Origin of the sequence: Klebsiella sp. 1SOBk10mer, from assembly GCF_046602535.1 — a bacterium.
GTDB lineage: Bacteria > Pseudomonadota > Gammaproteobacteria > Enterobacterales > Enterobacteriaceae > Klebsiella > Klebsiella quasipneumoniae.
In genome coordinates, this window is sequence record NZ_JBKIUP010000001.1 from 989,308 (window position 1) to 1,010,307 (window position 21,000).

Here is a 21,000-nt window from a genome sequence, read left to right on the forward strand (position 1 = left end):
GAAGGGCGCGAATAGAGCGCCAAATCGTGGGCAGGGTAAGGTGTAGCTGTCACCCGGCAAAAATACGGCACAAGAGCGGCCCAACAGCGTAGCCGGGATAAGGTGCCATACGCCGCCATCCGGGATTTTCTCTGCTGTCGCTATGCTCAGCCGCTTCCGTGTTGCTATTGCAGAACTTCATGTTTGCTGGTGACCAGGAACAGACCATACCCTGATGAAGTCAGTCAGGATATTTGCCGGATAAACGCCCAATAATTTACGTAGCCGGGAGCCATTCAACAATAGTTCTTGCCAACTCCCTGGGCTGTTCGAGCGGAATCATATGGCCGCAATCCCGAATAATTCTTAACGACGCAGAAGGTATGGCTTCGACCAACTCTTTTGCCTCCTTCATCGAACGGATGGCATCATCTTCACTGGCTATAACCAATGTTGGACAGCATATTGTTGCAGAAGGTATACCTTGTCTGGATAAGGATGATTGCGTGATGAAGGCTTCAAATCCCAGAGAGTATCCCATTTTCTGGATAGCTGAAATCATATCCTGATTTGATGTGTTGAGAGGGTGGAGTGACCGGGCAATAGCATAGCTGCTCAGCCCCTTAAACGTTGTGGGGGACAATGACTGCACATTTTTCCGCTTTGCTTCAGCCTCTAACGGCGTATCTTCCCGTAAGGAACTGGCAATAAGCACTAAGGACTCTACACGTTCAGGGAATTCTGCTGCCAGTTGTCGGGCAATATACCCTCCCATCGAAAAACCTATCAAAGAAAACTTCTCAGGCAGAAAAGTAATCAGATGCTGCACTACATCATGAATGGTTCGTCCTTCAGTTACAGATGCATGATGAACAATACAGTTTGACGGCAGGTATCTTTCAAATTCATGCCACAGCATTTCATTCAGCATAAACCCGGGAATTAAAACGATTTTACGCGGCTTTAAACTCATATGTCTCGCTTAAATGTATCAGTGTATTTATTGGGTTTGACAGGTCAAAAATATCTTATTTAACGTTGCAAGCGCTGTGGATCCCGAGCACCGGAGTTAAAAATGATTAGCTGAACGTCTTCAGCGCGGGACGCGAATCCATGCTAATCACTTGAGGGGGTTAGCTCGCTCATGTTCCCCGACGAGCCGGATAGCGCTGCCGACAGCTGGCAAAAGAGTCGTTGATATAGTCGCTCAGCGCCCACTTGTCCTGATAGCGAAACGTCCTCGGGAATGGATGTAGAACGAAGCGCCAGGTCAGGAGGTCAACGTGATTGCCGCTGAAGACGCGGTGTTCAGGGATCATCTCATCTGGTAACCTGTCACGCGCGCCGTTGGTAACGTGAATATTCATGGTTAATTTTGGAACTCAGACGATTAATGAAAACTAGCAGACTATTCACTCTAATTTTGCCATTGTTACTGACACTCTGCGCCGGCACAGAGGCCAGCGCCAGCACACCTTCAGGCAGCATTTCCTCTGCAAACACATCAATTACCACTCGTGATAAGAACGGAAACCTACTGCCGAGTTTCCTGCGGCTTCAGTACGATGTGGATTCAGATGGCAGAGTTCAGAATGTAAAGATACTTGAATCGACAACGACTCCGGAGTTGGAACATCAAATCATTGATAAAATGATTAAAAAATGGCGCTTTGAAAAGGGCAAACCGGGAATAGCTCAAAGATTAGTCGTCAAGATCCAACCCAAATCAGACGGCGGTCCCGCGAATAAGCAATAAGCACTTTTGAGGATTAATAGCCTGACGCATCAATACAGGGTTCGTTTTACCGTAATGCTTACTCTCCAACAAAAAAAGCCCCTGCATATCAGCAGGGGCAAGCCATGTCAGAGCTTATTTTTTATTAGTTAAATACCATCCCGCCGTCGATCAGCAATGACTGACCGGTCATGTAATCAGAATCCGGGCTGGCAAGATAGGAGACGCAGGCGGCGACATCTTCCGGCTCGGATAGCCGACCGAGGGTGATGCGTTTGGCGAACTCGGCGGTACCGTAGCCCAGCGGTTTACCGGCGGCTTCTGACACCTGGCGGTCAATTTCGGCCCACATCGGCGTTTTGACAATCCCCGGGCAGTAGCCGTTGACCGTGATGCCCAGCGGCGCGAGGTCGCGAGCGGCGGTCTGGGTTAAGCCGCGCACCGCGAATTTACTGGAGCTATACACCGCCAGCTCCGGGTTGCCGACGTGGCCGGCCTGGGAGCAGGCGTTGATGATTTTCCCGCCGTGCCCCTCTTTCTTAAAGGCTTCGACCGCCGCCTGAATGCCCCAGATCACCCCTTTGACGTTGATGTTGTAGACTTTATCGACAATTTCCGGGGTAATGGACTCGATCGGCGTGGACGGCGCTACGCCGGCGTTGTTGACGATGACGTCGAAGCCGCCCAGCGTTTTGCGCGCCTGTTCGACGGCGGCGAACACCTGATCGCGGTCGGAGACATCCACTTTCACCGCCATGGCGCGGCCGCCGGCCTGGTTGATTTCGGAGGCGACCGCTTTGGCGGTGGCGTCGTTATAATCGGCAATGGCCACGGCAAATCCATCCTTCACCAGACGAAGGGCGATAGCTTTACCAATCCCCTGGCCGGCGCCGGTAACAAGTGCGACTTTTTTCATTTTCCTTTCCTTATTGTGATGACTTACAGAATCTGACTCAGATGCAGCTGGCCCATCAGCAGCGGGTTATCGCGATAATCCACCGGAATGGCCACCACCGCCGGGCCGTCGACGTCCATTGCCGCGCGCAGGGTCGGCTCCAGCGCCTCGGCGCTTTCCACGGCAAACCCTTTGGCGCCGAAGGACTCGGCATAGGCTTTAAAATCCATCGGCCCGAACTCGACGCCGGACAGGCGCTGATATTTTTTCTCTTCCTGGATGGCCACCATGTTGTAGCCGTTATCGACCCAGATCAGGTGCAGCACGTTGGCTTTCAGGCGGACAGCGGTCTCCAGCTCCATGCTCGACTGCAGGAAGCCGCCGTCGCCGGAGACGGAGACCACTTTGCGCTCAGGATTGACCAGCCAGGCGCCGATGGCCCAGGGCAGGGCGACGCCCATGGTCTGCTGGCCGTTGGAGATCATCACCTGACGGGCGCGGAAGCTGTACAGGTAGCGGGCAATCCAGATATGGAAGCTGCCCATGTCCACGGTCAGCGTGACGTCGCTGTTGACGATATCCTGCATGGCGCGAACGATGCGCAGCGGATGCAGAGCAAACTGATTCAGCTGCGCGCCGCGGCGGTCCAGCAGTTCGCGCTGGTGCTGGCGGTCGCGGAGGATCTCCGCCGCCTGCGGGGAGAGCACCAGCCGGCGATCGATATTTTGCGCCAGCTTGTTGAGGGTGCCGGCGATATCGCCCACCAGCTCGACGTCCGGGGTGTAGTTGCGCTCTTCATAGGCGGGCAGGACGTCGATATGCACCAGCGTCGCGTTGCCGCTGTTCCACATCGCCGGTTCATATTCCACCGGGCTGTAGCCGATGCAGATCACCAGGTCGGCGAGCTGCAGCAGACGGTCCCCGGCCTGGTTGTTAAACAGCCCGACCCGGCCGGCGAAGCGAGAGAAGTTATCCTGATTCACCGCCCCGGCGGCCTGATAGGTGCTGGTGACCGGAATATGGCTGGCCTCCAGCAAACGGCGCAGCGCCGCGCTGTTCTCCGGCTGGCTGGCCATCAGGCCGAGCAGGAAGATCGGGTTTTTCGCCTGAGCGATAAGCTTCGCCACCTGGTCGATGGCGGCATCCGGCGCGGCGCCCATCTGCGGGGCCCCGCTGGCCGGCAGTACTTTGCCGCTGACCGGGCCATCGACCACATCCTGCGGCAGGCTGACGAAAGCGCTGCCCGGGCGGCCCTGCTCGGCGGCGCGGAAGGCGTTGGAGACCACTTCCGCCAGCGCGTCCGGCGCGGTCACCTCGACGGCGTATTTCGTCACCGGGCTGAACATCGCCACCGTATCCATACTCTGGTGGACCTGTTTGGCTTTATCGGCGCGTTTCACCGCGCCGCCCAGGGCCACCACCGGGTCGCCTTCGCTGTTGGCGGTGGCCATACCGGTGATCAGGTTGGAGCAGCCCGGGCCGGAGGTGACCAGCGCCACGCCGGCTTTACCGGTAATGCGCCCGACGGCGGCGGCCATAAACGCGGCGTTGGCTTCGTGGCGTACCGGAATAATGCGAATGGAGGAATCCAGCAGTGAGTCGAATACCTTGTCGATTTTGGCGCCAGGGATGCCGAACACCTGACGTACCCCCTGGGCTTCCAGCTGGCTGACGACGAGATCGGCGCCGTGCGCCCACTGGCGTACCGGATACTGTTTGTCCATGTGACCCCCTTAACTTTCTACGGAACGGATGGCGGCATCGAGATTATCGGGATGCAGATTGGCCTGCAGGAACGCGCTGTCGGCGGGCAGGTCGATCATCAGCTTGTGAATTTCGCCGAAGGTCAACACTCCGTGGTCGAGCTGGTAATCCAGCAGGTGACCGCCGCCTTTGCGGTCATCGGTAATAAAGTGCTCGTGATACCCGGCGACGTTGATCCCCTGCATATGCTGCGGGGTACGGAAGCCGACCAGTACCCCTTCGCGCTGGTTAAAGCGGAACACCGGCTGATCGTCGAGGACGTCGGTCATCGCCCGGTACGGCGGCGTCTGGCGCGGTACGGTGCGGGTATGGGCATGGCGGAAATGGCCATCGATGCGCAGGGCGCAGAACAGGTTGTCAGAGGGAATTTGCTGGTCGATCACCTCGTGCAGCTGCTGGCGGCTCACCGGGTGGTCGAAAGTTTTCCGGTACTGCGGCTGGAACCAGGTCATCACCGCGAACGGCGTTTTCTGCTCCGGCTGGGCTTTGCGCGCGCTGCCGTCGGCCCGCAGCTGATAGACCTGACTGCTAAAAGCGATCAGCTCCCCGTCCAGCTCATTAAAGGTGCCGAGACCGAAATCGCCGTGCTTCAGCAGGTCGGCGATGGTGGTGCTCCCTTCGTAAACCCCGCTCAGCAGGGCGCTCATGAGCGATGTCTGATAGAGCACGCTCTCGGGATGCTGCGCGGAAAACGCCCGCAGGGTTTCGCATAGACTCTCTTCGCAGGTGCATTCAGCAGAATGATTCATATACCACTTCCTCGTTCAACAAATATAAGAAAGGTTAAATAAATGTTGACCCGATTCAGCTCACAGTTCCAATATAGAAACCATGCTGGTTTGAGACGTTTTCGATATGGAACTTCGTTATCTTCGCTATTTTGTCGCCGTCGCCAGGACGCGGCACTTCACCCAGGCCGCCAAGGAACTGGGTATTTCACAGCCTCCGTTAAGTCAGCAAATTCAGCGGCTTGAGCGCGAGGTGGGGACCCCGCTGTTTCGGCGTTTGACCCGCGGGGTGGAGCTCACCGAGGCCGGTGAGTCGTTCTATGAGGATGCCCGTCAGATCCTCGCCATGAGCGATGCGGCGCTGGAGAAGGCCAAGGGCATTGCCCGCGGGATGAACGGCAGCCTGTCGCTAGGCATTACCAGTTCTGATGCTTTCCACCCGCAAATCTTCACGCTGCTGCACCGTTTTCAGCTCGACCACCCCGGGGTGACCCTGCACCAGATGGAAGACAACATGGCCAATCTGATGACCGCCCTGAGCGAGGCCGAGCTGGATATTGCCTTCGTCCGTCTGCCGTGCGAGAGCAGTAAGGCCTTTAATCTGCGGATTATCGATGAGGAGCCGATGGTTATCGCGCTGCCGCGCGATAACCCGCTGGCGACGCAGCCGACCCTGGCCCTGGAGCAGCTGCGCGACGTGGCGCCGATCCTCTTCCCGCGGGAAGTGGCTCCGGGGCTGTATGAGCTGGTGTACAACAGCTGCCTGCGCGCCGGCATCGATATGGAGCGCGCCTGGCAGTCGTCGCAGATTTCGTCGTCGCTGAGCATGGTCAATGCCGGGTTCGGCTTCGCGCTGGTCCCGCAGTCAATGACCTGCATCCAGCAGCCGAACGTCAGCTATCACCCGCTCAGCGGGGCGCCGCTGAAGACCGATATCGCCATCGCCTGGCGGCGCTTCGAGCGCTCGCGCACGGTGAAACGCTTTCTGGCGATGTTCTGATCTTCGCGACGCCTGCGGCTTACTGCGCCACCCAGCCGCCGTCCATGTTCCACGCCGCGCCGCGCACCTGGGCGGCGGCGTCGCTGCACAGAAACAGCGCCATTTCGCCCAGTTGCTGCGGGGTGACAAACTCCCCGGAGGGCTGCTTTTCCGCCAGCAGCTGGGCGCTGGCCTGCTCCGGGTCGACCCCCTCGGCGATGCGCTTATCGATCTGCTGCTGCACCAGCGGAGTCAGCACCCAGCCGGGGCAGATGGCGTTGCAGGTGATGCCGCTGCGCGCGGTTTCCAGGGCCACGGTTTTGGTCAGGCCGACCACCGCGTGCTTGGCGGCGACATAGGCCGATTTCTCTTTCGACGCCACCAGGCCATGCACTGAAGCAATGTTGATGATGCGCCCCCAGTTGCGCTGGCGCATGCCCGGCAGCGCCAGGCGAGTGGTGTGGAAGACGCTGGAGAGATTGATCGCGATGATGTCGTTCCATTTGTCCACCGGGAACTGCTCCACCGGGGCCACGTGCTGGATGCCGGCGTTATTGATCACGATATCGACGCCGCCGAAGGTGCTTTCGGCATAGCGCATCATCGCCTCGATCTGCCCGACGTCGCGCAGGTCGGCGTCGTGATAGCCGGGGATCTTGCCCAGCGCGGCGACTTCAGCCCGGGCGTGGCTGCTGTCGCCGAAGCCATTGAGCACCAGCTGGGCGCCTGCCTGCGCCAGCACTTTGGCGATCCCTAAGCCGATGCCGCTGGTGGAGCCGGTGACCAGCGCTGTTTTACCGTTTAAATTCATCATATTTCTCCTTCAGTCGGGTCTCAGACAATGCCGGTCACATAGAACGTGGCAATGACAAACAGTACCGCGAGGCTTTTGATCACCGTGATGGCGAAAATGCCGCCGTAGGCCTGGCGATGGCTCAGGCCGGTGATCGCCAGCAGGGTGATCACCGCCCCGTTATGCGGCAGGGTATCCATGCCGCCGCTGGCCATGGCGGCGACGCGGTGCAGGACCTCCAGCGGAATATTGGCGGCGTGGGCGGCGGCGACAAAGGTCTCGGACATCGCCGCCAGGGCAATGCTCATTCCCCCGGAGGCCGAGCCGGTGATCCCGGCCAGCACCGTGACGCTGATCGCCTCGTTTAACAGCGGATTGGGAATAGCCGCGAGGGCTTTCGACAGCACCAGGAAACCCGGCAGGGCGGCGATAACCGCGCCGAAGCCATACTCAGAGGCGGTGTTCATCGCCGCGAGAATAGCCCCGCCCACCGCCGTCCGGCTTCCTTCTGCCAGCCGGCCGCGAATATTGCGGTAGCCGCAGACCAGTACCAGCACAATGCCGGAGAGCAGCGCCGCCTGTACCGCCCAGATGGCGGTGATTTTCCCCACCTCGGTGACCACAGGCTTCGCCAGACCCGGGAGGGTGAGCTCATGGCTGGCGCCGTACCACTGCGGGATCCAGTGGGTAAACAGCAGATTCAGCACCCCCACCAGCAGCAGCGGGGCGATAGCGATCAGCGGATGCGGCAGGTTGATGTCATCCGGGGTCTCCGGCTCATTTTGCAGGTCGGTCCCATAGCCTTCGCCGCTGGCCTGCGCTTTGCGGCGCTGGCGCTCCAGCCACAGCAAACCGAAGAGGATAATGAACAGCGAGCCGATAAGCCCCAGCCACGGGGCCGCCCAGGCGTTGGTGCCGAAGAAGCTGGTGGGAATAATATTCTGGATCTGCGGCGTGCCGGGCAGGGCGTCCATGGTAAACGAGAATGCCCCGAGGGCGACGGTGGCTGGGATCAGCCGTTTGGGGATCCCGCTCTGGCGAAACAGCTCGGCGGCGAAAGGGTAGACGGCAAAGGCCACCACAAACAGCGATACCCCGCCGTAGGTCAGCAGGGCGCACACCAGCACGATCACCGGGATCGCATGGCGGCGTCCAAGGATGCGGATGGCGGCGGCGACAATCGACCGCGAGAATCCCGACAGCTCAATCAGCTTGCCGAATACCGCGCCCAGCAGAAACACCGGGAAATAGAGCTTCACAAAGCCGACCATTTTTTCCATAAACAGGCCGGTAAAGGCCGGGCCGACCGCGCCCGGGTCGGTGAGCAGCACCGCGCCGAGGGCGGCGATCGGCGCAAAGAGGATCACGCTGTATCCACGGTAGGCTGCCAGCATCAGTAATGCCAGCGCGGCCAGGGCTATTATCACACTCATCACGACGTCTCACTCTCATTGTTATTGTAGGGGTACAGAACGAGATACTAGGGTTTCAGGGCGAAGCGCAGCTGGTGTTCCCGGCGCGACTGGATGCGCTGGCGCCGGGCCTCGTCCCAGCGGTAAAAGCCTTGCCCGCTGCGGGCGCCGGTGTCGCCTCGCGCTACTTTCTCCGCCACCAGCGACATCATCTCGGTGCCGCTGGCCAGCTCCGGCAGCAAGTGCTGGCAGATATCCTGGACCGTCGCCAGGCCGGTCATGTCCGCTGCCTCCAGCGGGCCGACCATCGCATAGCGGCGCCCCAGCGAGGCGCGCATCACCTGGTCCACCACCTCCGGGGACGCGATGCCGCTGTGGACGATATGCAGCGCTTCGCGCAGCAGGGCGAACTGCAGCCGGTTGCCGACAAAGCCCGGCGCGGCGCGGTTGAGCACCACCGCTTCCAGCGCGCAGGCGGCGCAAAAGTCGCTCACCTGGCGCGCCAGATGAGGCAGGGTGGCGCTCCCGGGCACCACTTCCACCAGCGGGATCAGGTGCGGCGGATGCCAGAAATGGGCGATCAGTAGCCGTTCCGGGAGGCGCATGCCCTGCGCCAGCTGATCCGGCGGCAGGCCGCTGGTGTTGCTGGCGATAATCGCCTCGTCGGCGATCAGCGTTTCCAGTTCGGCATACAGGGCGTGCTTCAGCCCCAGCCGTTCGGGGATCGCTTCAATCAGCAGCGTGGCGTCCGCCAGCGCTTGCAGCGCCGGGGTAGGGGTTAAACGGCTCAGCACGGCGTCGCGGTCGGCGGGAGCCTGCTGACCGCTCGCCTCCAGCTCGCGCAGGATCGCCTCGGCTACTGTGGGTATCTCGGCGAGACGTTGCGGATCGGTGTCATACAGGCGGACGGCGTGACCGTGACGGGCGAAATGGCAGGCAATGCCGACGCCCATCAGTCCGGCGCCGAGTACCGCCAGGCGTGGTGTAAACATAGTGGCTCCTGTTAACGTTGAAGGGTCATGGCGATGCCCTGTCCGCCGCCGACGCACAGGGTGGCCAGCCCTTTGCTGGCGCCCCGGCGCTGCATCTCATGCACCAGACTGACGAGGATCCGGCAGCCGGAGGCGCCGATGGGATGGCCCAGGGCGATGGCGCCGCCGTTAACGTTGACCTTCTCGCTGTCCCATTCGAGCAGCTGGCCGACGGCCAGCGCCTGCACGGCAAAGGCCTCGTTGGCTTCGATCAGATCCACCTCGTCCAGCGTCCAGCCGGCGCGCTGCAGCGCCAGGCGGCAGGCGCTCACCGGGCCGATGCCCATCACCGACGGGTCGACCCCGGCGACCGCCGCGCTGACAATGCGCGCCAGCACCGGCAGCCCAAGCTCGTGCGCTTTATCGACGCTCATCAGCAGGACCGCCGCAGCGCCGTCGTTCAGCGATGAGGCATTCCCGGCGGTGACGCTGCCGTCAGCCGGGCGAAACGCCGGGCGCAGCTTGGCCAGCTGCTGCTCGCTGGTCTCCGGGCGCGGTTGCTCATCGTCGGTCACGACACGCGGAGGTTTTTTGCCCTGCGGGACGCTGACCGGGACGATCTCCTCGCGAAAGCGTCCGGCGGCGATAGCGGCCGCCGCTTTGCGCTGGGAGCTGGCGGCGAAGGCGTCCTGGCGCTCGCGGCTGATGTCGAAGGCGTCGGCAAGGTTCTCGGCGGTAATGCCCATGTGGTAGTCGTTAAAAGCGTCCCATAGGCCGTCCTGGATCATGCTGTCCTGCAGGCTGGCATGGCCGAAACGCAGGCCGTCGCGGGCGCCATTCATCAGATAGGGAGCATTGCTCATGCTCTCCTGGCCGCCGGCGATAACGATCTCGGCGTCGCCGCAGCGGATCGCCTGCACCGCCTGCTGAACCGCTTTCAGCCCTGAGCCGCACACCAGATTGACGGTGACCGCTGGAGTGTCCACCGGCAGGCCGGCCCGCAGAGCGGTCTGGCGCGCCGGGTTCTGCCCGCAGCCGGCGGTGAGCACCTGGCCGAAAATCAGTTCATCGACCGCTGCGGCGGGCAGCTGGCAGCGTTCAAGCAGGCTGCGCACCACTGCCGCGCCGAGGTCGACGGCGGAAAGCGGGGCGAAGGCGCCGCGAAAGCTGCCGACCGGGGTGCGTACGGCAGCAACTATGGCAATATCGGTCATGGTCTCTCCTTAGCTGAAGCGCATTTCGCGCACGTCGTCGGCGACGATCAGCCGTCCCGCCGTTTTACGCATCACTTCGTCGGGGCTGACCCCCGGGGCCACTTCGCGCAGGACAAACGCCCCGTCGACAATGTCCAGCAGGGCCAGGTCGGTGAGCACCCGGCGAATGCAGCCCACGCCGGTGAGCGGCAGGGTGCACTGCGGCAGCAGTTTGGATTCGCCGTTCTTTGAGGCGTGGGTCATCACCACGATGATGTTCTGCGCGCCGGCCACCAGGTCCATGGCGCCGCCCATCCCCTTGACCATTTTTCCGGGGATCATCCACGAGGCGATATTCCCTGCGACGTCGACCTCAAAGGCGCCAAGAACCGTAAGATCGACGTGGCCGCCGCGGATCATGGCGAACGACTGGGCCGAATCGAAGATCGCCGCCCCGGTTTGCGCGGTGACGGTCTGTTTGCCGGCGTTGATCATGTCGGCGTCGAGAGTTTGCTCATCGGGAAACTCGCCCATCCCCAGCAGGCCGTTCTCCGACTGGAGCATCACTTCAATGCCGGCGGGAATGTAATTGGCCACCAGCGTCGGGATACCGATCCCGAGGTTGACGTAGTCGCCGTCGCGCAGCTCCTGGGCGACGCGCATCGCCATTTGTTCGCGGGTTAACATCTCAGTGCCCTCCGGCGCGCAAGGTGCGCTGTTCAATGCGTTTTTCGAATTGCCCGACGATCAGCCGGTCGACATAGATCCCCGGGGTGTGAATGGCGGAGGGCGGCAGTTCGCCCGGCGGCACAATCTCTTCCACCTCCACCACCGTAATGCGCCCGGCGGTGGCCATCAGCGGGTTGAAATTCTGTGCGGTATGGCGATAAACCACATTGCCGTACCAGTCAGCCTTCCAGCCCTTCACGAGGGCGAAATCGCCGCGAATAGCTTGTTCAAGAATGTAATTTTTACCGTCGAACTGGCGCACCTCTTTGCCTTCGGCGACCGGCGTGCCATAGCCGGTCGCGGTGTAAAAGCCGGGGATCCCGGCGCCGCCGGCGCGGATTTTTTCCGCCAGCGTTCCCTGCGGGGTGAGCTCTACCGCCAGCTCGCCGCTCAGCACCAGCTGTTCAAACAGCGCGTTTTCCCCGACGTAAGAGGCCACTACCTTGCTGACCTGGCGCGACTCCAACAGCATGCCGAGACCGAAGCCATCGACGCCGCAGTTGTTGGAAACCACCGTCAGCCCCTTCACCTGGCGACGCTTCACCTCGGCGATCAAATTCTCGGGTATACCGCACAGGCCGAAGCCGCCGGCGAGCAGCGTCATGCCGTCCGTTACCCCTTCCAGCGCCGCTTCGTAGCTGGCGACGCGTTTATCCAGTCCTGCCATCTTGTCTCTCCTGCCTTGCGATACCCTTATCATTGGCGCGGGCGACTGATTTGATAATTTTGAATTTGTGACTCACTCATTTGGAAATTTAATTAATTTCCTGTTAACTAATTTCTTTCAATTAGTTAACAGGATGAAAAATGAGAATGAGTGTCAAACAGTTACGCGCGTTTTTAGCGGTAGCTCACACTCTCAATTTCGCCCACGCCAGCGAAAGGCTGAATCTGTCGCAGCCAGCGCTCAGCCTGACCATCAAAGGGTTGGAGGAGGCGCTGGGGGGCGCGCTGCTGCAGCGCAGCACCCGCAAAGTGACCCTCACCCAGGAGGGGGAACTCTTTCTGCCGATGGCCCGTCAACTGCTGGCCGACTGGGATAACGTTGAGGAGGCGATGCGCCAGAGCTTTACCCTGCAGCGCGGCAAAATCTCGGTCGCCGCGATGCCGTCGTTCGCCGCCAACGTTCTGCCGGAGGCGCTGAAAGCCTTCCGCGACCGCTATGCCGGGGTGAACGTCACGGTGCATGATGTGATCAATGAGCAGGTAATCGAGATGGTGCGTGAGGGGCGGGTAGAGATGGGCATCGCTTTCGAGCCATCGCCCAACCACAACCTGCTGTTTACCCCGCTGGCGGTGGACCGCTTCGTGGCGATCGTTCCCCGGCAATCGCCGCTGGCGAAGAAAAAAAAGCTCACCTGGCAGGAGCTGTTAACTCTCGACTTTATCACCCTCCAGCGTCCCTCGGCGGTGCGCCTGATGCTGGAGGAGGCGCTGGCGCGCAGCGGGCGTCAGCTGGACGTGGCGCTGGAGAGCCACCAACTGGTGACGGTGGGGAGGATGGTAGCCAGCGGTCTGGGAGGCAGCGCGGTGCCGGCGCTATGCAAAACGCAGATGACCTCGCTGGGGGCAGTGTGCATTCCGCTCAGCGATCCGCCGATTGAAAAGTGCGTTGGGGCGATCCATGCCGGACATCTGCCGCTGTCGAAGGCGGCGCAGGCGCTGCTGGATACGTTGAAAGGGTATTTACCCACCTGAGGGGGCGTGGGGAAAAAAAACCGGCCCGCAGGCCGGTTTGATAATCAGATTTTGCAGGCGTCGCCGCAATCGTCATCGGCAACGATCGCCTGGGCTTTTTTGTCCGCTTCTTCCAGACGCTCCGCGTTGCGCTCTTCCGCTTCATCCAGGCCGCTGAAGACCAGGTTGTCGAGATCAATTTCCATAAGTTACCTATCGTTGCTGGTTTTGAATCAGCGTCAAGTATAGGGCATAACCGCCTGCGGAGGTAACCGCTCTTCGCGCCGAACGCACAGAGCGTTAAGTCCGCCGGCAGCAGATAAAACCCACCATAAATAACCGTTGACAGGATGGCGTTAGCTTTAAATATCTCCACCAGAATAATTTCCTGCCTAAATATTAAATGAAAGGACAACGAAGGTGTAATTAAGCATTGACGAATGGCTTTTATGTTAATATGGCCGCGATTATGGATGAATCTATGGATCTTAATCAATGGAACATACTGTTACAGGCGCCATCAAAGAATGGCGTAAACATAATAAAGTGATCGGTCAGGTCAAAATAAGCTATAAAAAATTCTTACGAAAATGCAGAGAGCTCTCGCTCGCAGGAGGTAAATACAGAGAATATCAAGGACTTTGCGCCAAATATCAGTGCGCACGATTGACCGCCGTGACCCAGGGACTGGTGCCTTTCGAGGATAAACCCTTTAAGGCCTATCTTAATAAACGGATGTCAAAACGGCGCAAGCTGGATATTGCCCACGGTTCGCTGAATTTTATCGAGAAAACGTTTCAGCCCGATGTGCTACCGCAGCTCTATAACGTGGCGGATTTTGGCCGGACGATGTTTGCTATTCCTCTGAAAAATGGCGAAAAGCTTGACGTTAAGCTGCTGGCATCGCCGTTTCAGGAGGAGGGTGAGCTGATGCTGCAGCTGTTTCTCGGCGACCGGCGCGTTTATAGCGTCTGTTTTTCCTGTACCGACGATGGCCGCGCTTATATCGGCGGAATACAGGGCGGGAAAGATATCACCAATGATGAGGTGAAGGTGCTAACCAAAGAGCTGCATGGCGCGCGGCCGAAAAATATCATCATGAGCGTGCTGTATGGTTTCCTGCGTTATTTCGGCATCACTACGGTCTACGCGATCGATTCCGATTACCACGTGAAAAGCGATCTGGTGAAAGCCAGTTATTCATCGCTGTGGCTGGAAATGGGCGGAGAGAAACAGGCTCGCGGCTGGTATAAACTGCCGGCGCAGGAGATCAAAAAAAGTCTTGAAGAGGTAAAAAGTAAACACCGCAGCCAGTTTATTAAGCGCGAAGGTGTCAAAGAGCTGATTCAGCTCGAAATGGCGAACGCTCTGCGGCAAATAACCTTGAATCCGCAGATGAATTAACGCCTTTCCCACGTCAGGCAGGCAGCAGGGGGCTGTTGTCCGCCTGACGATATCCTTTTCCTACTGGCCGCTCTCGCCGATCGGCGGCGACACCGAGTTGGTGAGCAGCGGGGCGCTGCGCCACCATACTATCAGCGCGACCAGCGCGATAACGCTCAGCACGCCGAAGGCGATAGCAAAAGAGTAGCGCCCGGCGATAGCGCCGGTTAACGCCGGACTCATCGCCGCCCCGGCGCCCTGCATCAGCATCACCACGCTCTGTCCGGCGTTGACGTGCCCGCTGCCGCGCAGCAGCGAGACGATAAAGCTGGGCACCGCCACCCCCAAAATCCCTGCCGCCAGACCATCAAGAATTTGCACCGGGACCATCATCGCCGGGGCGTCGCTGGCGGCCGCCAGCGCCGCGCGGATGGGCATGATCAGCAGCGCCAGCAGAATGCATCGCCAGTAACCATATTTGTCGATGCTGCCGGCGACCCGGATGGCCACCGGGATCATTACCACCTGCGAAATAATCACCGTGGCGGCGGCAAACAGCCCCGGATTGAGGTGTCCCGGCGCGGTGGCGATCCGCATGCTGAGCATCGGCAACAGCGCGGCGTTGGCGAGATGGAACAGCATCAGGGTCACGCCGGCGATCAGCAGCGGCGTATGGCGGAACAGGATGGCAAACCCAGGCAGCGCGGGCGGGATTGCCGACTCGAGGCCGCGGGCGGCGTCATCGTCAATATCGCTGCTGCGGATTGCCAGCAGGGCGATCAGGGTAAACAGGGTGGTACAGGCCATCAGGATGAAAATGCCGCCGATGCCCCAGTACCAGGCGATGGCCCCGGCAATCAGCGCGGTGAAGAAATTCCCCGCGTGGTTGAAGGCTTCGTTTTTTCCCATCTGAGCGCTAAAGCCGCGCTGTCGGGTCAGCCCAAGGGTGATCCCGGCGATTAACGGTCCGACAAAGGCCGCGCAGATCCCGCTGGCAACCTGTGAAAGAGCCACCACGCTGGTCTTCTGACTGAACCAGAGCAGGAGGGTGGTCAGGGTGATCGCCAGGCAGACCCCGGCCAACAGCACGCGCTTATGCCGCGAGGTGTCGGTGATGAAGCCGGCGGGCAGGGTCGCCAGCAGGCCGGCCACGCCGCCGACGGTCATCAACAGGCCGATGTCCTCCGCCTGCCAGTGACGCTGGGTGAGAAAGATCCCCAGAAACGGGCCGAGGCCGTCGCGAACGTCGGCGATAAAGAAGCTGGTCAAACATAAAGCCCGCAGTGAACGAAGCGACATTTTCTTCCTTTAGCATGAACGATCCGCGGATCAGCGGCGGACCAGGGCGGTCATGGCGTGCGCCACGAATAATAGCCGGGATCGGACCCGGCAGAGAGCCTCATTCTTTATCGCACCGTTCGATGAAACCAAAATGTCACCCAGTCGTCGGGTAACGTGGCAATGCAACATACCTGCTCGTCGCGGCTTCCGCCAGAGGCCTACGAAAGTTCTGTATCAGGGCAACCGCGCCGCTCTCAGCGTTCGTCTGCCTTAACGATCTGCAGCGCGGCGGGATTCGCCACGCTGCCGCTGGCGGTGACGAACCCGGGATGGACGGCCTCGCCGCTGGCGCTGTCCACCAGCGCAATATGCGGCGTGCTGTGCAGCACCTGCTGGTGGCCCCATTCCATCAGGGCGAACAGCACCAGCGCCAGGCTACGGCTTTTTTCGGTGAGAACATATTCATAGCGCTCGCGAGCCCCCGCTTCCCGATAGGGGACTTTGCGAAGCAAGCCCATTTCGGTCATGGTTTTCAACCGGATGGTGAGCGTCTGGCGGGTAATATGGGTATGCGCCTGCATCGTTTCAAAGCGCGTCACGCCGTAAAACGCCTCGCGGAGGATCAGCAGCACCCAGCGGTCGCCCAGTATTTTGGCTCCTTCCGCCAGGCCGCACAGCTCAGGATCGAGGTAGGGCAATGATTTATTTTTTGACATCGTGAGATTGGCCTTCTACTCTGAGTTTGAAATTTAGACTTAGATGCTAAGGAGCATAGCGTGCCATTTGTTAACGTGCAAACCATTAAAGGGATCATGACCGCGGAACAGAAAAGTGAGCTGCTGCGGCGGATGACCGATCTGCTGGTGGAAATTGAGGGGCAGGGCGATCCGCAGTTCCGCCAGTCGGTGTGGATCCGCATTGATGAACATGACCCGGAGCAGTGGAGCCTGGGGGGCGTCCAGCCGACGGCCGCGATGATTGCGGCTAAATTCGCCGCGGCGCGGCGCGACTGATTCCCTGAAAAAAGCGGGCGGCGAAGCCCGGCCCGGCTATCTGGCGCAGAAGAGGGCCAGGTCGCCGGGTAATATTGCTATTCGCTATGGTGCAAAAGCGTATTTTGCGGCTAAGGTAACGGTCAGGGAACCCAACAAACAGGGCGCGATGCCAGACGACCCGCCTGGCGCCACTCTCAAACTGGTGAAAACAACGGATGTCTAGCGAACAGATGCTGCCGCTGGCGGCGCAGAACAACAATATCATCCGCCTGGCCGTCGCTCAGGCGCTGGCCGGCGCCAACTCGGTGGTGTTCTACGCCACCGGCGCTATCGTCGGCAATACTATCGCCCCCAGCCCGTCGCTGGCCACGCTGCCTATCACGCTGTTTGTGCTGGGGATGGCAGCCTCGATTCTGCCTTTCGGCGCGCTGGCGCGTAAGCGGGGCCGCAAAGCCGCGTTTATGGCCGGTACCGGCGCCGGGGTGGTTACCGGTCTGGCGGCCGCTCTGGCGGTGGTGCTGGGCTCTTTTCTGCTGTTTTGTTTCGCCGCGATGCTTGGCGGCGCCTATGCCGCGGTGGCGCTCAGTTTTCGCTTTGCCGCCACCGACGGCGTCGCTCCGGAACGTCGCGCCCGCGCGCTGTCGCTGGTGATGGGCGGCGGCGTGGCCGCCGGGATCATTGGCCCGATGCTGGTCACCGGCACCATGCACCTCTGGCCGACTCATACCTTCGCCTTCACCTTCCTCGCTCAGGCGCTGGTGGCGGCGCTCGCCGCCATTCTGCTGGCAGGCGTGACGCCAGCAGAGCCCGCGGCGGCCAGCGTTCGCGGAGGGCGGCCGCTGCGCGAGATTGTCCGCCAGCCAGGCTTTGCCACCACGGTGTTCAGCGGCGCGGTGGCCTATATGGTAATGAATTTTCTGATGACCGCCGCGCCGCTCTCCATGCATATGCACGGCCTTTCCCAGCAGGCCGCCAACCTCGGGATCCAGTGGCATGTGATGGCGATGTACGGTCCGGGATTTGTCACCGGCCGGCTGATCCAGCGCTTCGGCGCAGCGCGCATGGCGGCGGCGGGATTGCTGATCACCGGCGCCTCGGTGGCGGTCGGTCTCAGCGGCGTCGGGGTGTATCATTACTGGCTGTCGCTGATTTTGCTCGGCATCGGCTGGAACTTTGGCTTCACCGGCGCCTCGGCGAAAATCATCGATTTCCACCGCCCGGAAGAGAAGACCCAGGTTCAGTCGCTCAACGATTTTCTGGTCTTCGGCGTGATGATCGTGGGTTCGTTTTCGTCCGGCGTTCTGCTCAACGCCTTCGGCTGGAACGCGGTGCTGTGGGGATCCCTGGCGCCGGTGGGGCTGGCGCTGTTCACCCTGCTGCTGCGTCCGTTATCGCCGCCCCGCGCTTAGCGCCTGGCCTGCCGCTGCGCGGGCCCTCGTTTTGTGCTTTTTAGCTATGCATTGCTGAAATTCATCTTAACCTGCGCGCGAATGAACGTCACACACGCTACATGCTGTAGTAATCTCTACATCATGACAATGCATCTCTTGATCCTTAACCTGACGACGTCTCAAGCCACGCTGCGCATGCGTGTCTGGCGAACCCTGAAGCAGAGCGGGGCGGCGGTCCTGCGCGACGGGGTCTATCTGCTGCCCGACGTGCGCCAGGGCTATGACATTTTCCTCAGCACCTGCCAGGCGATCCACGCGGAGGGCGGGGCCGGGTATGTGTTTACGATTGAGTCGGCGGAAGAGGAGGCGCTCAGGCCGCTATTCGATCGTCGCGAACAGTATGATGCGCTGTTGCAGGATCTGCTGGCGCTGCAGGGGGCGTTATCCGCCGACGGACTGGCGGCTCAGCTCAAACAGCTGCGTAAAATTCAGCGTGACTACCAGCGGATCGCGGCTATCGATTTTTTCCCGGGGGCCGCCCGGGAGCAGGCCGCTGAGCGACTGGCCATCCTCGAGCAGGCGATTAATCAGCGGCTATCGCCGGACGAGCCGCAGGCGGTTGCGGGCGAACTGAGCCTTCTGGATAGAGAGGCCTTTCGCGGCCGTTTGTGGGCCACCCGCCGACGCCCGTGGGTCGATCGTCTGGCCAGCGCCTGGCTAATTCAGCGCTTTATCGACCCTGAGGCGCGGTTCCTGTGGCTGGCCGCGCCTGAGGACTGTCCGGCGACGGCGCTTGGTTTTGATTATGACGGGGCGCCGTTCAGCCACGTTGGCACGCGGGTGACCTTCGAAGTTCTGGTCCGGCGCTTTGCTCTGGAGGCCGCGATCCCCGACGCTCTGGGCCGGCTGATCCACTTCCTGGACGTCGGTGGGCTATCCACCCCGGAGGCGGCGGGGGTGGAAAGCATTCTTGCAGGGCTGCGGGAAACCATTACGGACGATGACCAACTGCTGGCGGCAGCCTGCTCGCTGTTCGACGGCTTACTGAAGTCCTGTGAAATGAGGTCTGGTAATCATGAGCAAAACGGTGGTTCTTCCGCAGACTGACAGCCCTTCCGTCGTCGCTTCCGTATCCTTCTGGCAGGCATTTCGCTTCTGGCTGAAGCTCGGCTTCATCAGCTTCGGCGGACCTGCCGGGCAGATCGCCATGATGCACCAGGAGCTGGTGGATAACCGACGCTGGATCTCGGAAGGGCGATTCCTGCACGCGCTCAACTTTTGTATGGTCCTGCCGGGCCCGGAGGCCCAGCAGCTGGCGACCTATATCGGCTGGCTGATGCATAAAACCTGGGGAGGCATCATCGCCGGGGTGCTGTTTATTTTGCCCTCGCTGGTGTTGCTCATCGCGCTGGCGTGGATCTACCTCGTTTGGGGAGATGTCGCGGTGGTGGCGGGGATTTTTTATGGCATCAAACCCGCCGTGGCGGCGATCGTGCTGCAGGCGGCGCACCGCATCGGCTCGCGGGCGCTGAAAAATGGCGCCTACTGGGCCATTGCCGCCGCAGCCTTTGTCGCTATTTTTGCGCTGAACGTACCTTTTCCGCTGATCGTCCTGACCGCGGCGATCGTCGGGTTTATCGGCGGACGGGTGGCGCCGGCGACCTTCGGCAAAGCCGACGCCCATCGCGCGCAGAGTCAGCCTGGCGGGGCCGCCATTATTGATGACGCGACGCCGATCCCAGCCCACGCCCTGTTCAGCTGGCGGCGCACTGCCCGGGTGCTGATCGCCGGGATACTGCTGTGGCTGGTGCCGATGGCCACCCTGGCGCTAATGCTGGGCTGGGCGCACCCGCTGACCCAGATGAGCTGGTTCTTTACCAAAGCCGCGTTGATGACTTTCGGCGGGGCGTATGCCGTCTTGCCTTACGTTTACCAGGGGGCGGTGACACACTATGGCTGGCTGAGCGCAGGGCAGATGATGGACGGCCTCGCCCTGGGGGAATCCACCCCCGGACCGTTGATCATGGTGGTGACCTTTGTCGGGTTTGTCGGCGGCTACACCAAAGCGGTGTTGGGCGTTGATGATGTGCTGCTGGGGGGCATCGCGGCGGCGTGCCTGGTGACATGGTTTACCTTTTTACCCTCGTTTATCTTTATTCTCGCCGGCGGGCCGTTTATTGAAACCACGCATAATAAAGTGGGATTTACCGCGCCGTTGACCGCCATTACCGCCGCGGTGGTGGGCGTTATCCTGAATCTGGCGCTGTTTTTTATCTGGCATAGCGTCTGGGGGCCATCCGGTTTCGACCCATGGTCTGCGGCCATTGCTCTCGCCGCCGCCGGGCTGCTGTTTCGCTATAAGTGGAAGCTGACCTGGGTACTGGCCGCCGCCGCCGCGGTGGGGCTTATCGTCCATATGGCGGGACTGTCCGGCGCAGGGTGAGGTCGGCTTCGGGCTGAAAAGGCGGGAGGCAGGGACGGTATGGGGAAAGGGGCCGATGCCTGGTGAAACAGTCGTCGGCCGGAAGGTATGGTAATAGCAATGTCTCTATTTCTCAAAGCATCTATAAGACTTCGCGTTACCAAAAGCGAGCTGCGTAATTAAAATGCTTCATCTGATGTTCATCAACATATGAGCTAGTTTCATCGGTGACTACAGGATTTGTGGAGACGGTGTTACCTGAGATATATAACGGGATGCCTGCCTTATTTTTACCTGTGTAAATCCCGGCGTGATCTCCTGGCTTTTTGCCGTTAGACTGGGCGGGATAATCTACTCTTAAAACAATATCGCCAACGGCAATGTCGGAAATATTTATTATTTTTCCGTGCGCTAATGACTCCTGATAGAATTTCGCTACGCTGCCGGTTTTAGGCAGGCCGGGAATACCAGCCTGACAGCTACACCAGTAGATAAAAGCCATACACCATGGCGAGCAGGAGGGGCTACCCACGTAGTCGAGATAGGTATTTACCATCGGGCCAGAGTTGCTGTTAAGTGGTTCCTCTTTAACATTAAGCTGACTTCTTGCTGCGTTTATTAAATCATTACCATTAGGCATGGTCTTATCCTCATCAGGTAGATTGTTAAATTG

At 60.2% G+C, this 21,000-nt stretch carries 23 protein-coding genes; 8 read left to right on the forward strand and 15 right to left on the reverse strand.

What is annotated here, in order from left to right:
* Positions 1 to 256 precede the first annotated feature (256 nt).
* Positions 257 to 952 (reverse strand): alpha/beta fold hydrolase, encoded by a 696-nt coding sequence (locus ACLH1I_RS04745; RefSeq protein ID WP_017899579.1) that lies wholly within the window; start codon positions 950 to 952, stop codon positions 257 to 259.
* Between the two features lie 169 nt (positions 953 to 1,121).
* Positions 1,122 to 1,346, reverse strand: a complete 225-nt coding sequence (locus ACLH1I_RS04750) for a hypothetical protein (protein ID WP_158431848.1) — start codon at positions 1,344 to 1,346, stop codon at positions 1,122 to 1,124.
* A gap of 26 nt (positions 1,347 to 1,372) precedes the next feature.
* Here ACLH1I_RS04750 and ACLH1I_RS04755 point away from each other — a divergent pair, with 26 nt between their 5' ends.
* A complete protein-coding gene (locus ACLH1I_RS04755) occupies positions 1,373 to 1,735 on the forward strand; it encodes a TonB family protein (protein WP_151385538.1) in 363 nt (120 codons plus the stop codon).
* 124 nt (positions 1,736 to 1,859) lie between these two features.
* Here ACLH1I_RS04755 and ACLH1I_RS04760 read toward each other — a convergent pair whose 3' ends face one another.
* The 3 genes from ACLH1I_RS04760 to budA are packed head-to-tail and all read right to left on the reverse strand — an operon-like array spanning position 1,860 to position 5,122.
* Complete coding sequence (locus ACLH1I_RS04760; RefSeq protein WP_004151179.1) at positions 1,860 to 2,630, reverse strand: (S)-acetoin forming diacetyl reductase; 771 nt, start codon at positions 2,628 to 2,630, stop codon at positions 1,860 to 1,862.
* Positions 2,631 to 2,653: 23 nt separating this feature from the next.
* On the reverse strand, positions 2,654 to 4,333 hold the full coding sequence (gene alsS, locus ACLH1I_RS04765) for an acetolactate synthase AlsS (protein WP_004202990.1): 1,680 nt from the start codon (positions 4,331 to 4,333) through the stop codon (positions 2,654 to 2,656).
* Positions 4,334 to 4,342: 9 nt separating this feature from the next.
* Positions 4,343 to 5,122, reverse strand: a complete 780-nt coding sequence (gene budA / locus ACLH1I_RS04770; RefSeq protein ID WP_002908205.1) for an acetolactate decarboxylase — start codon at positions 5,120 to 5,122, stop codon at positions 4,343 to 4,345.
* A 106-nt stretch (positions 5,123 to 5,228) separates the two neighbouring features.
* Between budA and ACLH1I_RS04775 the strand changes: the two genes are divergently transcribed.
* Positions 5,229 to 6,101: a LysR family transcriptional regulator gene (locus ACLH1I_RS04775; RefSeq protein WP_004145376.1), complete on the forward strand. Its 873-nt coding sequence runs from the start codon at positions 5,229 to 5,231 to the stop codon at positions 6,099 to 6,101.
* A 19-nt stretch (positions 6,102 to 6,120) separates the two neighbouring features.
* On the opposite strand, the gene ACLH1I_RS04780 is transcribed toward ACLH1I_RS04775, so the two are convergent.
* From ACLH1I_RS04780 to ACLH1I_RS04805, 6 genes are read right to left on the reverse strand one after another with little or no spacing between them, the layout of a single operon-like run.
* Complete coding sequence (locus ACLH1I_RS04780; RefSeq protein ID WP_004202988.1) at positions 6,121 to 6,891, reverse strand: 3-hydroxybutyrate dehydrogenase; 771 nt, start codon at positions 6,889 to 6,891, stop codon at positions 6,121 to 6,123.
* A gap of 23 nt (positions 6,892 to 6,914) precedes the next feature.
* A complete protein-coding gene (locus tag ACLH1I_RS04785; protein WP_196531944.1) occupies positions 6,915 to 8,309 on the reverse strand; it encodes a GntP family permease in 1,395 nt (464 codons plus the stop codon).
* A 44-nt stretch (positions 8,310 to 8,353) separates the two neighbouring features.
* Positions 8,354 to 9,277, reverse strand: a complete 924-nt coding sequence (locus tag ACLH1I_RS04790) for a 3-hydroxyacyl-CoA dehydrogenase family protein (protein ID WP_048295006.1) — start codon at positions 9,275 to 9,277, stop codon at positions 8,354 to 8,356.
* 11 nt (positions 9,278 to 9,288) lie between these two features.
* Entirely contained in the window at positions 9,289 to 10,470 is a 1,182-nt protein-coding gene (locus ACLH1I_RS04795; RefSeq protein ID WP_151385315.1) for an acetyl-CoA C-acetyltransferase, read from the reverse strand.
* A 9-nt stretch (positions 10,471 to 10,479) separates the two neighbouring features.
* Complete coding sequence (locus ACLH1I_RS04800) at positions 10,480 to 11,136, reverse strand: CoA transferase subunit B (protein WP_004202984.1); 657 nt, start codon at positions 11,134 to 11,136, stop codon at positions 10,480 to 10,482.
* A 1-nt stretch (position 11,137) separates the two neighbouring features.
* The gene (locus ACLH1I_RS04805; protein ID WP_151628659.1) at positions 11,138 to 11,845 is read right to left on the reverse strand and encodes a CoA transferase subunit A; all 708 of its coding nucleotides are present in this window, start codon (positions 11,843 to 11,845) and stop codon (positions 11,138 to 11,140) included.
* 140 nt (positions 11,846 to 11,985) lie between these two features.
* Here ACLH1I_RS04805 and ACLH1I_RS04810 point away from each other — a divergent pair, with 140 nt between their 5' ends.
* Complete coding sequence (locus ACLH1I_RS04810) at positions 11,986 to 12,876, forward strand: LysR family transcriptional regulator (protein ID WP_017899570.1); 891 nt, start codon at positions 11,986 to 11,988, stop codon at positions 12,874 to 12,876.
* A 44-nt stretch (positions 12,877 to 12,920) separates the two neighbouring features.
* Here ACLH1I_RS04810 and ACLH1I_RS04815 read toward each other — a convergent pair whose 3' ends face one another.
* Positions 12,921 to 13,061, reverse strand: a complete 141-nt coding sequence (locus ACLH1I_RS04815) for a hypothetical protein (RefSeq protein ID WP_002908189.1) — start codon at positions 13,059 to 13,061, stop codon at positions 12,921 to 12,923.
* Between the two features lie 289 nt (positions 13,062 to 13,350).
* Between ACLH1I_RS04815 and ACLH1I_RS04820 the strand changes: the two genes are divergently transcribed.
* The gene (locus ACLH1I_RS04820) at positions 13,351 to 14,259 is read left to right on the forward strand and encodes a DUF535 family protein (RefSeq protein ID WP_004202981.1); all 909 of its coding nucleotides are present in this window, start codon (positions 13,351 to 13,353) and stop codon (positions 14,257 to 14,259) included.
* A 60-nt stretch (positions 14,260 to 14,319) separates the two neighbouring features.
* Here the strand turns inward: ACLH1I_RS04820 and ACLH1I_RS04825 are convergent, their stop codons facing one another.
* Both ACLH1I_RS04825 and ACLH1I_RS04830 read right to left on the reverse strand, forming a co-directional pair.
* Positions 14,320 to 15,537 (reverse strand): MFS transporter, encoded by a 1,218-nt coding sequence (locus tag ACLH1I_RS04825; protein WP_049115475.1) that lies wholly within the window; start codon positions 15,535 to 15,537, stop codon positions 14,320 to 14,322.
* A 236-nt stretch (positions 15,538 to 15,773) separates the two neighbouring features.
* Positions 15,774 to 16,235 carry a winged helix-turn-helix transcriptional regulator gene (locus ACLH1I_RS04830; protein WP_048324517.1) on the reverse strand — a complete coding sequence of 154 codons (462 nt, stop codon included), beginning with the start codon at positions 16,233 to 16,235 and terminating at the stop codon, positions 15,774 to 15,776.
* Positions 16,236 to 16,295: 60 nt separating this feature from the next.
* On the opposite strand from ACLH1I_RS04830, the gene ACLH1I_RS04835 reads away from it, so the two are divergent.
* The 4 genes from ACLH1I_RS04835 to chrA all read left to right on the forward strand — a co-directional run bounded on the left by ACLH1I_RS04835 (position 16,296) and on the right by chrA (position 20,348).
* Positions 16,296 to 16,532, forward strand: coding sequence for a tautomerase family protein (locus ACLH1I_RS04835; protein ID WP_004202976.1), 237 nt, complete (start codon positions 16,296 to 16,298; stop codon positions 16,530 to 16,532).
* Positions 16,533 to 16,729: 197 nt separating this feature from the next.
* Complete coding sequence (locus ACLH1I_RS04840; RefSeq protein ID WP_004202975.1) at positions 16,730 to 17,923, forward strand: MFS transporter; 1,194 nt, start codon at positions 16,730 to 16,732, stop codon at positions 17,921 to 17,923.
* 129 nt (positions 17,924 to 18,052) lie between these two features.
* Positions 18,053 to 19,012: a chromate resistance protein ChrB domain-containing protein gene (locus ACLH1I_RS04845; protein WP_077258637.1), complete on the forward strand. Its 960-nt coding sequence runs from the start codon at positions 18,053 to 18,055 to the stop codon at positions 19,010 to 19,012.
* Positions 18,981 to 20,348, forward strand: a complete 1,368-nt coding sequence (chrA, locus tag ACLH1I_RS04850; protein ID WP_017899566.1) for a chromate efflux transporter — start codon at positions 18,981 to 18,983, stop codon at positions 20,346 to 20,348. The genes ACLH1I_RS04845 and chrA overlap by 32 nt, the downstream gene beginning before the upstream one ends.
* Before the next feature lie 136 nt (positions 20,349 to 20,484).
* Here the strand turns inward: chrA and ACLH1I_RS04855 are convergent, their stop codons facing one another.
* Positions 20,485 to 20,967, reverse strand: a complete 483-nt coding sequence (locus ACLH1I_RS04855) for a hypothetical protein (RefSeq protein WP_072071532.1) — start codon at positions 20,965 to 20,967, stop codon at positions 20,485 to 20,487.
* Positions 20,968 to 21,000 lie beyond the last annotated feature (33 nt).